This window comes from Streptomyces sp. NPDC091287 (assembly GCF_044768525.1).
Lineage (GTDB): Bacteria > Actinomycetota > Actinomycetes > Streptomycetales > Streptomycetaceae > Streptomyces.
This window is the reverse complement of sequence record NZ_JBIVUV010000026.1, coordinates 108,452-121,062: the sequence shown is the minus strand read 5'-3', so window position 1 is coordinate 121,062 and position 12,611 is coordinate 108,452. Positions and strand designations below refer to the sequence as shown.

Annotated in this window: 7 protein-coding genes; 3 read left to right on the top strand and 4 right to left on the bottom strand. The window is 73.4% G+C overall.

Features of this window, described 5'->3' with window-relative positions:
* Positions 1-352: 352 nt before the first annotated feature.
* A complete protein-coding gene (locus tag ACIQRW_RS34725; RefSeq protein ID WP_007456156.1) occupies positions 353-910 on the bottom strand; it encodes a MarR family winged helix-turn-helix transcriptional regulator in 558 nt (185 codons plus the stop codon).
* Positions 911-1,075: 165 nt separating this feature from the next.
* Here ACIQRW_RS34725 and ACIQRW_RS34720 point away from each other — a divergent pair, with 165 nt between their 5' ends.
* The gene (locus ACIQRW_RS34720) at positions 1,076-2,422 is read left to right on the top strand and encodes an MFS transporter (protein ID WP_403768357.1); all 1,347 of its coding nucleotides are present in this window, start codon (positions 1,076-1,078) and stop codon (positions 2,420-2,422) included.
* A gap of 26 nt (positions 2,423-2,448) precedes the next feature.
* On the opposite strand, the gene ACIQRW_RS34715 is transcribed toward ACIQRW_RS34720, so the two are convergent.
* On the bottom strand, positions 2,449-4,209 hold the full coding sequence (locus tag ACIQRW_RS34715; RefSeq protein WP_403768348.1) for a SpoIIE family protein phosphatase: 1,761 nt from the start codon (positions 4,207-4,209) through the stop codon (positions 2,449-2,451).
* A gap of 347 nt (positions 4,210-4,556) precedes the next feature.
* Positions 4,557-5,939, bottom strand: a complete 1,383-nt coding sequence (locus ACIQRW_RS34710; protein WP_403768354.1) for an NAD(P)/FAD-dependent oxidoreductase — start codon at positions 5,937-5,939, stop codon at positions 4,557-4,559.
* 496 nt (positions 5,940-6,435) lie between these two features.
* Here ACIQRW_RS34710 and ACIQRW_RS34705 point away from each other — a divergent pair, with 496 nt between their 5' ends.
* Positions 6,436-7,308: a TetR/AcrR family transcriptional regulator gene (locus ACIQRW_RS34705; protein ID WP_403768346.1), complete on the top strand. Its 873-nt coding sequence runs from the start codon at positions 6,436-6,438 to the stop codon at positions 7,306-7,308.
* A 341-nt stretch (positions 7,309-7,649) separates the two neighbouring features.
* Positions 7,650-9,638 (top strand): sigma-70 family RNA polymerase sigma factor, encoded by a 1,989-nt coding sequence (locus tag ACIQRW_RS34700; protein ID WP_403768343.1) that lies wholly within the window; start codon positions 7,650-7,652, stop codon positions 9,636-9,638.
* A gap of 179 nt (positions 9,639-9,817) precedes the next feature.
* Here ACIQRW_RS34700 and ACIQRW_RS34695 read toward each other — a convergent pair whose 3' ends face one another.
* Positions 9,818-11,929, bottom strand: a complete 2,112-nt coding sequence (locus ACIQRW_RS34695; RefSeq protein WP_403768340.1) for an asparagine synthase-related protein — start codon at positions 11,927-11,929, stop codon at positions 9,818-9,820.
* Positions 11,930-12,611 lie beyond the last annotated feature (682 nt).

Genomic DNA, 12,611 nt, shown 5'->3' with positions numbered 1-12,611 from the left:
TTTCCCTTTCCGGCGAGTCCGACTCTATCAGATCCTTTCGGGCCTGATTCCCAGTCAGCGGGGCTTGTCTTCCCGGCTGTTGGGCCGTTCCGACGCTCAAACTCTAGCGGATTGTCCCGGCGGCTCATAATCGGGCCTTCGTAATGAATTCCGGCATGCCGAAATCATCCCGAGTGGGAGATCGTGCTGAAGTTTGGTTGCCGCGTCCGCGGCGGGATCGGATGCCGCGGAACCGTCCGGCTCCGTGACAACTCGGAGAACTTTACGGATCCACCAGGGGTGTGTCAACCCTCCCCCGGCGGCCTCCGCAGGGCCTCTTTCCCAGCGGTTCCCTGGCCGTCGTCCTGGCCGTTCAGTCCAGGTCGGTGAGCCGGCCGCCGGCGTCCGGCTGGGCGTGTTCCACGCGGCGCAGGAGGCGGACCAGCAGCTCGCCGAGGACACCGCGCTCATCGCCGGAGAGGTCCTGGAGGAGGTCCTCCTCGAAGTCGCTCGCCATGCGCATCGCCTCGAGCCACTTCGTACGGCCCTCGTCGGTCAGCTCGACGATGACGCGGACCCGGTTGTTCTCGTCGCGGTCGCGGGTGACCAGGCCCTCGCCGGCCATCCGGTCGATGCGATGCGTCATGGCGGCCGGGGTGAGGCCGAGGCGCTTCGCCAGTTCGCCGGGGCCCAGACGGTAGGGAGCGCCGGCCAGGACCAGAGTCTTGAGTACCTCCCACTCGGCGTTGCTGATGCCGAGCGCGGCGACTTGTCTCCCGTACGCGACGTTCATCCGGCGGTTCAGTCGGCCCAGTGCGGAGACGACCTGTTCGACCTGCGGGTCGAGGTCGCGGAACTCGCGCTGGTAGGCGGCGATCTGTTCGTCGAGGCTCGGCTCGCTGGGGCCGGGCTCCTCGGTGCTCTCAGACATGGCGGGCAGTATGGCACGCCCCCACCCCCTGAAGTCCTTCACTCTGTAGTTTTCACCTTCTAACTTTAGTGCTAAAGTCTTCGAGTCTGATTTCTTCGTGCCAGGTCTCGACGCTCCGCGATCGAGGCCTACGAGTTCTTGAGGTAGGTGAGTGTGACCAGGGAGATGGGCGCAGCGCTGCGGCGGATCCAGCTGGGCAGCGCGCTGAGCGCGTTCGGGCTCGGGTTCACCGTCCCGTATCTGTACGTCTACGTGGCGCAGGTACGGGATCTGGGCGCCGGGACGGCGGGAGTCGTCCTGGCAGCCTTCGCGATGGCAGCGCTGGCCGTTCTGCCGTTCACCGGGCGGGCCATCGACCGGCGGGGCCCGTTGCCCGTGCTGGTGGTGGCCTCCGTTCTGGCCTCCGTGGGCGCGGCGGCCCTGGGGTTCGCGAGCAGTGTTCCGGCGGCCGTGCTGTCCGCCGCTGTCCTGGGCGCGGGCACCGCCGTCATGCAGCCGGCCCTCGCCACGATGCTCGTGTGGTGCTCCAGCACCGCGACCCGTACGCGGGCCTTCGCCACACAGTTCTTCCTGCAGAACCTGGGGCTCGGCCTCGGCGGGCTCGTCGGCGGGCAGCTGGTGGACGTGAGCCGTCCGGCGAGCTTCACGATGCTGTTCCTGATCGAGGCCGTGATGTTCGTGGTGCTCGGCGTCGTGGTGACGACCGTGCGGATGCCCCGTCCGGCTTCGCTCGGCGGGGCGCGTCCGGCGGACGGGTCCGCAGCGAAGGGCGGGCTGCGGGCGCTGCTCTCGCACCGGGCCATGGTGCAGCTGTGCGTGCTGGGGTTCGTGCTGTTCTTCGCCTGCTACGGGCAGTTCGAGTCCGGCCTGGCCGCGTACGGCACGGAGGCCGCCGGGATCGAGCCCTCCACCCTCGGCTTCGCGCTGGCCGCCAACACCGCGGTCATCGTCGTGGCGCAGTTCGTCGTGCTGCGGCTGGTGGAGCGGCGGCGGCGCAGCCGGGTCATCGCCGCGGTCGGCCTGATCTGGGCGTTCGCCTGGATCGTGGCGGGGTACGCGGGGCTGGGCCACGGCAGCCAGACCATGGCGACGGCCGCGTTCATCTCGACGTACGCGCTGTTCGGGCTGGGTGAGGCGATGCTGTCGCCGACGGTCGCCCCGCTGGTCGCCGATCTGGCGCCGGAGTCGATGGTCGGGCAGTACAACTCGGCGTTCGCCCTGTGCAAGCAGCTCGCGCTCGCGGTCGGTCCGGCCGTCGGCGGGCCGATGGGGGCGTCGCTGCACGGCCCGTACATCGTGACGTTCGTGCTGTTCTCGCTGGGTATCACCTGGCTCGCCCTGCGGCTGGGGCGCCGGCTCACCCCCGTACAGGACCAGCCGTCGCTCGCCAACATCCCGTCGCGGGTGGTGGCGGTGTCACTGCCCGAGGGCGGGGACGGCGCGGAGACCGGGACCGTCGGGTCCGGGTCTCCCTCGGCCTCCCGTGCGGCTTCAGCCTCCGCCGGTGGCTGACGCCCGTTACTGAGGGAGTGCCCTGCTCACCGCGGCAGGGCGAACTCGCACCAGACCGCCTTGCCGCCGCCCGGCGTGCGCCGGCTGCCCCACGAGGTGGCGATCGAGGCGATGATCGAGATGCCGCGCCCCGCCTCGTCCGCCGGTTCGGCCTGGCGGCGGCGCGGCAGGTGGTCGTCGCCGTCGGTGACCTCGATGATCAGCCGGCGGTCCGTACGGCGCAGTCCCAGACGCATCGGCGGGGTGCCGTGCTGGAGGGAGTTCGCGACGAGCTCGCTGGTGGCGAGGACCCCCAGGTCGCGGAGTTCGACGGGGAAGCGCCAGGAGGTCAGGACGCCGGTGGCGAAGGCGCGGGCGCGCGGGGCGGCCTCGATGCCGCCGAGGAGATCGAGCGCGGCGTTGTGGAACAGCTCCGCGTTCGGTCCCGTACGGGCGGGGTGCTGGACCACCAGGACCGCCACGTCGTCGTCGTGCTCGGCGGTCACGCCGAGGGAGCGGATCAGCCGGTCGCAGACCACTTGCGGTGATCCCTTGGCTCCGGAGAGGGCGCGGGCCAGGGAGGCGACGCCCTCGTCGATGTCCTCGCTGCGCCGTTCGACCAGGCCGTCGGTGTAGAGGACCGCGGTGGAGCCGGGCGGAAGGGCGATGGTGCCCGAGGTGTGGACCCAGCCGCCGGTGCCGAGCGGGGGGCCGGTGGGGTCGGCGGCGCGGTGGACGGTGCCGTCCTCGTCGCAGACGAGGATCGGGAGGTGTCCGGCGGAGGCGTAGACGAGCTGCCCCTCGTTCGGATCGTGGACGGCGTAGACGCAGGTCGCGATCTGGCTGGCGTCGATCTCGGCGGCGAGGCCGTCCAGCAGCTGGATCACCTCGTGCGGCGGGAGGTCGAGCCGGGCGTAGGCGCGGACGGCGGTGCGGAGCTGGCCCATCACGGCGGCGGCCCGGACCCCTCGGCCCATCACGTCGCCGATGACCAGGGCGGTGCGGCCCGCGCCGAGGGTGATGACGTCGTACCAGTCGCCGCCCACCGCGGCGTCGGTTCCGCCGGGCTGGTAGGTGGCGGCGATGCGGAGGTCGTCGGGCTGTTCCAGCTCCTGCGGGAGCAGGGAGCGCTGGAGGGTGACGGCCGTTTCGCGGTGGCGGCGCTCGCTGGTGCGCAGGCGTTCGGCGGCTTCGGCGTGGTCGGTGACGTCGGCGGCGTAGACGAGGACGCCGCCCTCTCCCTTGCCGTCGGCCCTGCCGTCGCCCTTGTCGCCTCCCTTGTCTGCCCTGTCTCCCTTGCTTCCCCTGTCTCCCTCGTCCTCCGCGTTGCCCCAGGCGGCGACGGGGGTGCAGGTCACGGTGTACGAACCGCCCTCGGCGGTCCTGCGGGACTTGACCGTACGGGCGGTGCCGCTGCGCAGGACCTGGTCGAGCAGCGGGACCACGCTGAGCTGGGCGAGCTCGGGCATGGCCTCGGCCGCCGGAACGCCGCACGGGCGGGGGCCGAACGCGGCCTCGTACGCGTCGTTGACGTACGCGATGCGGTGGTCCGGGCCGTGCAGCAGGGCGACGGGGGCGGGGAGCCGGCCGAGGATCTCGCGGGCGGAGAGGTCGTCGAGGGCGGGCCCGGGGAGGGCCTCCGTCGAGGCGGGACCGGAAGACGCCGGGGAGGCGTCGTCCGGCAGGGCGGGCGAGCCGTCCGCCCGGGCGTACTCGGCTCGGGCCGCCGGCACGGAACTACGGTCGTCCCGCGCGGCGGCTCGGCGCTGCGTTCCGGGAAGGCGGGCGCTCCAACGCGTGAAGTTCACGGTATTTCTGGCCTCGTGTGTCGGTCTGGTCCGCTCGGGCGGGCTGCTTCTTCTGCCGTGTTCGGGGGCACCGGGGGCCGTACCCCCGGGAAGGCGCAGCCGGGCCTCGTCGTTCTGTTGGTGCGTCGCTGCTGGTCACTGTTGGTCACTGCCGACCGGGTCACTCTGTGCAGGTGTGGGCCCACCTATGGTCACACGTCCAGTGTGACCGACCGTACTGACAGTCGTCGCCCCGTCGCCGTTCCGACCCTCGATCAGTCCGGTACCGGCCTCGGCCCGGGGTGCGGCCGGAGCCTTCGTCGGCTGCCCCGGCGGGGCCGCGCGGGGGCCGTCCTGCCGACTGTCCGTCAGCTGTCCGTCCGGGGGTCGTCCGCCCGCCGGTCGTCCGGCGGTTCTCCGGGCCCCTTCGGGCGGCCGGGGCCCGGGAGGCCCGGGGTGCCGGAGCCGCCGCCCGCCGCGAGTTCGAACTCGGCACGGGGGTGCTCCAGCGAACCGAGGGAGACGATCTCGCGTTTGAAGAGTCCGGACAGGGTCCATTCGGCAAGGACGCGCGCCTTCCGGTTGAACGTCGGGACCCGGCTGAGGTGGTACGCACGGTGCATCAGCCAGGCGGGGTAGCCCTTGAGCTTGCGGCCGTAGACGTGGGCGACGCCCTTGTGCAGGCCGAGGGAGGCGACCGATCCGACGTACGCGTGCCGGTACTCCTTGAGCGGCCGGCCGTCGATCGAGGCGAGGACATTGTCGGCGAGGACCTTCGCCTGGCGCACCGCATGCTGGGCGTTGGGGGCGGTCTCGCGCCCCGGTTCGGATGCGGTCAGGTCGGGTACGGCCGCGGCGTCGCCGGCTGCCCAGGCGTGCGGCATGTCCTCGACGCCGAGGGTGGCGGTACAGCGGAGCCGGCCGCGTTCGGTGAGGGGCAGGTCGGTGGCGGCCAGCAGCGGGGCCGGTTTGACCCCCGCGGTCCACACGAGGGTGCGGGTGGGGAAGCGGGAGCCGTCGCTGAGGACGGCGACGCGGTCCTCGCAGGTGTCGAGGCGGGTTTCGAGGCGTACGTCGATGTTCCGGCCGCGCAGCTCCCCGATGGCGTACGTGCCCATGGTCTCGCCGACCTCGGGGAGGATGCGCCCGGAGGCCTCGACGAGGATCCATTTCAGGTCGGCCGGCTTGATGTTGTGGTAATACCGCGCCGTGTAGCGGGCCATGTCCTCCAGTTCGGCCAGCGCTTCCACGCCCGCGTAGCCGCCGCCGACGAAGACGAAGGTGAGAGCGGCGTCGCGGATCGCGGGGTCACGGGTCGCGGAGGCGATGTCCATCTGTTCGATGACGTGGTTGCGCAGCCCGATGGCCTCCTCGACGGTCTTGAAACCGATGCCGAATTCGGCGAGGCCGGGGACGGGCAGGGTGCGCGAGACGGACCCGGGGGCGATGACGATCTCGTCGTACCCGATCTCCAGCGCTCCGGTGCCGTCCTCACCGGTGGCGAGGGTGGTGACGGTCGCGGTCCGTTTGGCGTGGTCCACGCGCTGGGCCTCGCCGATGACGATCGTGCAGTCGTTCAGGACGCGACGCAGCGGCACGACCACATGGCGCGGCGAGATCGAGCCGGCCGCCGCTTCGGGGAGGAACGGCTGGTACGTCATGTAGGGCTCGGGCGTGACGACCACGATCTCGGCGTCGCCGCTCCTCAGTCTCTGCTTCAACTTCCGTTGGAGACGCAGCGCTGTGTACATCCCGACGTAGCCACCGCCGACGACGAGAATGCGCACACCTGGCCGGGTGCCGGGGGTCGTCCCCCGGGAATCTGGAGCCATCACCACCCCATGACGCAACGGAGTCAGTGGTTTGTCCACAGGCCCGGCAAATTGTGTGACCGGAGGTTCCCCGGCGGCACTCGGGGCGGGTGGGCGGTGAGGAGCGACAGCCGCGCAGGTCAGGCAGTACGCACGGGGTAAGTGGAGGCGTGATGTTCCGGTGTGGATCGGATCTTGGTCCGATCGGGGGGCGTCCCATGCGGAACTACCCCCTTCTGAATTGACGCGGGCTCAACTATGTTCGTAACCCGTCGGGGTGTCGGGTGCGGATTTCGTTGTGCTCCGCTCCCCGGCTGAAACGGCGGGAAGTCTCCGGGGGGAGACGTCATAACCGGGGGAAGTTATGCATATTCAGGATAAGCATGGCCAGACTGCGCTCTCTCGCGCGTCCGAGGACCAAGGACGCCTCGGCTCCGTGGGCGCGCTCGGCGTCATGAGCTCGGCGGACACGGTTCGTTCCGCGGCGGCGGTGAGCGCCGCGGCGATGGGTTCGGCCGCTGCCGGACGCGCCCCGAGCGGGGCGACGACGTCGGGAACGGCGACGGTGGGTGCGGCGGGGACCGCGAGCGCGCCGCGCTCGGCTCCGCTGCGCGTGGACGCGCAGCGGAATCTGGAGCATGTGCTGCGGGCGGCTCGCGAGGTGTTCGGGGAGCTGGGTTACGGCGCTCCGATGGAGGACGTGGCGCGTCGCGCGCGCGTGGGCGTGGGCACCGTCTACCGGCGGTTCCCCAGCAAGGACGTGCTGGTGCGCCGGATAGCCGAGGAGGAGACCTCCCGGCTGACCGAGCAGGCGCGTACGGCGCTGGGGCAGGAGGAGAAGCCCTGGTCGGCGCTCTCCCGCTTTCTGCGTACGTCCGTGGCGTCGGGCGCGGGCAGGCTGCTGCCGCCGCACGTGCTGCGGGTCGGGGTCGACGGGGAGGAGCCGGGTGCGCCGGCGGTTTCCGGGGCGACGTCGGCTCCGGGCGCGGTGGACGAGACCCGCGTTCCGCAGCAGCGGCAGGGAGTGGGCCAGGACGACTTCCGCGTCGTCGGCCGGCGCTCCGGGGGCGTCGACGGGTTCGACCCCCTCGGTGAGGACACCGGCGCGGTCGAGCTGCTGGAGGTCGTGGGGCGGCTGGTCGACCGGGCGCGGGAATCCGGTGAGCTGCGCCGGGACGTGACGGTGGCCGATGTGCTGCTGGTCATCGCCACGGCGGCTCCTTCGCTGCCGGACGCCGCTCAGCAGGCCGCGGCTTCGGCCCGGTTGCTGGACATCCTGCTGGAGGGGCTGAGGTCGCGCCCGGCGTGACGTCCGGCCGCCCGCGGCCCCAGGCGTCCCGCATCAATCGTCCCGAGCGTCGGCCGTCCCGCATCGACTGTTCCGTCCGCCTCGCCCGCAGTGCGGGCGAGGCGGGCGGGCACGGGCGGGCGGGCGCGCGGCCGATGAGGTGGCCGCTGAGGTGGCCGCAGAGCAGGTTCCGGGGGGACGAATCAGCGGAGAGTCATTCCCCGAAAGCAGGGCCTCTAGTACTCGCATTCGAGAAAAAGCCCCGGATGAGTGGTTGGCGGGGCTGAGGGGCCAGCGCGATTGAGCCATGTGGCAGTCTTGGCCGGTATTCGAGTCCGAGGGTGTATACGGGGGCTTCCGCGATGAGCGGTAACGAGCAGCAGGAAGAGCCGCTCGGCGAGATCGCAGCGGCCGGCAGGGACACGAAAGCGGACGGGCAGTCCGTCGGCCAGGTGCCGACCCAGGCCGTACGCGGCTCGTCGGACGAGACGGTCGGGGGCGGCACCGTACTGCCCGGCCCGTGGCCCGCCGTCGCCGAGGAGGACGCCTCCGGCGCGGCCGGCGCCCCCGCGGTTCCGCAGCAGCGCGCGGGCCGCGGCGGAGCCCCCGAACTCGGCCTGTCCGACGCCCGGTTGATCGAGGACATGCGCGCCGGCGACGACCGGGCCTACGAGGAGCTGTTCCGGCGGCATTCGGGCGCCGTCCTGCGCTACGCCCGCAGTTGCTGCCGGGACGCGCACACCGCCGACGACCTGACGGCCGAGGTGTTCGCCCGCACGCTCCAGGCCGTACGGGGCGGAAAAGGGCCGACGGAAGCGGCCCGGGCCTATCTGATGACCGCCGTCCGCCATGTCGCCGCCGCCTGGACGAAGAGCGCGAAGCGTGAGCATCTGGTCGACGACTTCGCGGTGTTCGCCGCCCAGGCCTCCCGTTCCTCCGAGCTCTCCGACGACGACACCCTCGACCTCGGCGCCGACGTCCTCGCGATGCACGAGGCCGAGCAGACGATGGCCATGCAGGCGTTCCGGAGCCTCCCGGAGCGCTGGCAGGCGGTCCTGTGGCACACCACGGTGGAGGAGGAGTCGCCGAGCGAGATCGCCCCGCTGTTCGGCCTCACCGCCAACGCCACCGCCGTCCTCGCGAGCCGGGCCCGCGAAGGACTCAAGCAGGCCTACCTCCAGGCCCATGTCAGCCAGGCGCTCACCACCGGCGGGGACTGCGCGCAGTACGCCGACCGGCTCGGCGCCCACGCCCGGGGCGGCCTGCGGACCCGGGCCGAGCGCGGGCTGCGCAAGCACCTCGACGCCTGCGCCAAGTGCCGGGTGGCCGCGGGTGAGCTGGACCATGTGAACGCCGGGATTCCGGCGCTGCTGCCCGTCGCGGTCATCGGATGGTTCGCCGCCGAGTATGCGCTCAAGTCCGCGGGCGTCGTGGCCGGCGGCGCGGCCGGGGCCGCCGGAGCGGGAGCCGCCGCGGCGGCCACCGGGTCCGGTTCCGCCGGTGGGGCCGCCGGGGGTGCCGCGGCCTCCGAGGGGCTCGGCGCGCCCGCCAAGGCGGGGATCGCCGCCGCCGTGGTGGTGGCCGCCGCGGCCGGTCTGGTGTGGGCGCTCGTCGGCGACGACCGGCCGAAGCCGGAGCCCAAGCCGGTCGCGAAGCCGCCGGTCGTGGCGCCCGCCGCGCCCACGCCGCCGCCCCCGCCGTCCCCGAAGCCGGCTCCGAAGCCTCCGGCCGCCCCCGCGCCGGCCGCGCCTCCGGCCCCGGCCCCGGCCCCGTCCGAGCCGGCCCCGAAGCCGACGCCGAGCCCCACGCCCTCCCCCGAGCCGCCGCCGAAGCCCGCTCCCCCGGCGCCGAGCCCGCCGCCGCCCCCGAAGCCGACGCCGAAGCCGCCGAAACCCACACCGCCCCCGCCCGCCCCGGAGGTGTACCAGGTCAGCGAGCTGGCGTACTCCGTGTTCGGCGACCGCAGCGAGCCGGAGGTCGTGATGGGGCAGAGCAGTTGGATCTGGCAGCGTTCGAACGTGTCCATCGCCTCCGCCCGTTACGCGCACGGGGTGACCGTGCACGCCCGCTCCTCGGTGACCATCCAGCTGAACCGTCCGTGCACGCGCTACGAGGCCATGGTCGGCGTGGACGACCTGACCATGGGGCTCGGCGCGGTGCGCTTCTCCGTGTTCAACGGGGACGGGGCCCGGCTGTGGCGCTCCCCGGTGATGGAGGGCGGCGATCCCGCCGTCCCGGTGAGCGTGAGCATCGCCGGCCAGTCCTCGATCCGCCTCGTGGTGGAGCCGGAGACGCCGTTCGGCGGGGTGGCTCTGGCCGACTGGGCGGAGTCCCGGATCAGCTGCGCCTGAGCCGAGCCGTACGCACGCCCCGGCCGGGCTTCCCGGCGTCGCTTCCCGGCGTCGCTTCACGCCCGTCGCTGGTCCGCCGTCACTGGTCCGGCGTCACTGGTCCGCCGCCGTTGTCCGCCGTCGCTTTCCGCCGTCGCTGGTCCGGCGTCGCTTTCCGGCCAGGACCGGGCCTGTTCCGGTCAGGGCTGGAGCGTGCGCCGGGCGGGGGTCACACCGCCCGCGACCGCGCGCTGGCGCGGAGCGGCGGTCCCCGTCCAGCAGGTGCCGCGCCGGGCCAGCAGACGGCGCAGCCACAGTTCGGTGGAGGCCAGGTCCGCCAGGCCGTCCAGGGGCAGCGGTTCGCCCTCGGAGGCGGCGCGCAGGGCCTTGCGGACCACCCGGGCCTCGACCAGGCCCGCGTCGGCCAGCAGCGGGGCGTCGAAGAGGGCCATCAGGTCCGGCAGCGCGATGCGCAGGCCGGTGCGGGTGACGGCGGTGGAGGTGGCCTGGGAGGGCGTGCCCCAGCCGGGCGGCAGATCGTGGATGCCCGCCCCGCCGAGCACCCGGCGCAGGATCGCGGCCCGTGCGCCGGGCTGGACACGGAGGGACTCGGGCAGGGCGCGGGCTGCCCGCACGACCTGGTTGTCGAGGAACGGGGCGTGCAGGCGCTGGCTGCGGATCTCCGCGGCCTGTTCCAGGATCCGGTGGTCGGCGGCCCCCCGGGCTAGGGCGGCGCGGGCCCGGGCCTCGCCCGGGCGCTGCACGGAGGCGGGCCGGATCGCCGCCTCCTGGAGACGAACCGATACTTCGGCCAAAGCCTCCCCGGTCAGCCAGCGCGCCGCCGGTCCCGGGCGCGACCAGGCGAGGGCGGCGAGCGAGGCGTCGGCGGGGGTGGCGAGGTCGGGGGCGTAACGGTTGGCGTCGGGGAGGAGTCCGGCGGCGGACTCCAGGCCGGTGCGGTACGACGTACGGGCCAGGCGGCGGGCGGCGCGGTAGACCGTCAACGGGACGAACAGGGAGTGTGCCGTGGGACCTTCGGCCTTGGTGAGGGCGGCGACCGGGCGCAGCAGGTGGCGTCTGCGCCGGTCCATCAGGAGGTCGGCGAGACGGGCCGGGTGGGCGTCCAGGACCTGTCGGGCCCCGTGCCCGACGAGGTGGTCGGCGCTGCCCGCGGAGAGCCGGCGGCGGTGACGTTCGGCGAGGACGAGGGAGGGAGCCGGTTCGTCGGTGAGCGCCCCGACCTCCAACGAGGCGTACGGCAGGGCCTCTTCGCCCGCCGCGACGACCACGTGGTGCAGGCGCGGATTGGCGGCGATGGCGCGGGCCCGCTCCAGCTCGTCCTCGTCGCCACGGGTGGTGAGGTCGTTGAAGGTGACGGCGAGCAGCCGCTCCCCCGCGCCGGTGCCGTGGCCGAGGAGGGTGCCGGGGAGTCCGGGCAGTCCGGAGGCGAGCAGGGCGAGGGTGGCGGAGGCGCTGCCTCCGGAGAGGTCGGCGCCGATGCCCGCCACGGGCCCGCCCCGGGCCGCGCGCCGGTCGGCGGGGCCCATGCCGGGGACGGGCCCCGGGTCCGGCGGCTGGGATTCCGGCGCGTGGCGCGGGGCCGTGAGCCGGGCGCGTACGGCTTCGACGAGCGCGTCCCGTACGCCCTCCACGGCGTGCACCGGGTCGGCCTGGGGCGCGGCGACGGCGAGCGAGGCGACGGCCTCGTATCCGGTGATCTCCCGCGAGCCCTCCCGCAGGATGAGCGCGTGGCCCGGCGGGACCCGCTTCACGCCCACGTAGGGCGTGCCGTCGCCGAGGGCCTCCGGGGTCTCCGGGCAGGCGAGCAGGGCGGCGAGGTGCCCGATGTCGAGCTGGGCCTCGATGAGGTCGGCGAGCGGCAGGGCGGCGGTGGCGAAGGCGGTGCCGTTGGCCCAGGGGGTGTGGAAGACGGGCCGGGCGCCGGCCAGGTCGCCCGCGACGGTGATGCGGCGGCCGATCTGCACGACGGCGGTGTAACTGCCCGGCCAGGCGGTGAGATGGCGCATCGCGCCGCCGCGTGCGGCGAGCAGCCCGACGCGCAGCTGCTCGTCGGTTGCGCCGCAGCAACCGAGGACCGCGAGGCGGGCGGTGGGCGCCCCTTCGGGGGTCGCGACGCCGATGACGCGGATCTCGTCGGGCCGCCAGTCGCCGACCGCCCACAGCGGATCCGGGTCGCCCCACAGGAGTTGGGAGCCCACGGGGTGAACCGTGCGCCCCTCTCCGCCGTTTCCGACAGCACCGACGGTGCCGAAGCTCGCGGCGATACTGCTCCATCCCACCAACCAACGCATCGCCGCCTCCACAGGCTGTGGACAAACGGCGCACTTGACGAGCGCAACGCCGCTGCGGGACATGCTGCCACGACAATGCCGCAGGAGAGGGTGTACGGGCAGCGCACGCCGGAAGAGCATGCGCCCCTGGCAAAGGCCCGGCGTGGTCTTCACCGCGTCGACAGCAACGGAACTGCCGGTTCCGGGAGTTGCGGAGGCGGGGCCGTCCGGTCTCCGCGCCGCCCCGGCCCGCCCCCGTGGAAGGGGAGGGGCCGGCGCCGCCCGGAAACAGCGCCGATATCCGGCCATAGCCGGACCGTTGGCCAGACCCTCACCGGACCGTCGCTATTCGGCCATTCTCTCGAAGCGCCACCCTGCGCGCAGGTCGTGCCGCGCCCCCTGGCGGACCCTTCCACGCACAGTCCGGGAGGTGGGCCTCACCTCCCGGACCGGTCCACCGCCCGCGGGGAATGGAGCGGCGGTTTCCCCCAGCCCACTGAGTCCAGTGCAGCGGGCCGACCCACGCAGGTCCCAGACAAGCCTTCCGGCGATCGCCGGGCCAGAGCGCACGGCCGGGCGCACGGCCACACGCCGGGAGCACGCCGCACCCCGGCCCGCGCGCCACCGTGCGGGCGGCCCGGACCGCCCGCACGGACAACAATCCCGCCATCCGGACGTCTGCCCCTTAACGGTAGGGATAGGG

Excerpts from the sequence above, each read along its gene's own strand:
- ACIQRW_RS34695 (WP_403768340.1), bottom strand. The coding sequence starts at position 11,929 with ATGCGTTGGTTGGTGGGATGGAGCAGTATCGCCGCGAGCTTCGGCACC.
- ACIQRW_RS34720 (WP_403768357.1), top strand. The coding sequence starts at position 1,076 with ATGGGCGCAGCGCTGCGGCGGATCCAGCTGGGCAGCGCGCTGAGCGCG.
- ACIQRW_RS34700 (WP_403768343.1), top strand. The coding sequence starts at position 7,650 with ATGAGCGGTAACGAGCAGCAGGAAGAGCCGCTCGGCGAGATCGCAGCG.
- ACIQRW_RS34710 (WP_403768354.1), bottom strand. The coding sequence starts at position 5,939 with ATGTACACAGCGCTGCGTCTCCAACGGAAGTTGAAGCAGAGACTGAGG.
- ACIQRW_RS34725 (WP_007456156.1), bottom strand. The coding sequence starts at position 910 with ATGTCTGAGAGCACCGAGGAGCCCGGCCCCAGCGAGCCGAGCCTCGAC.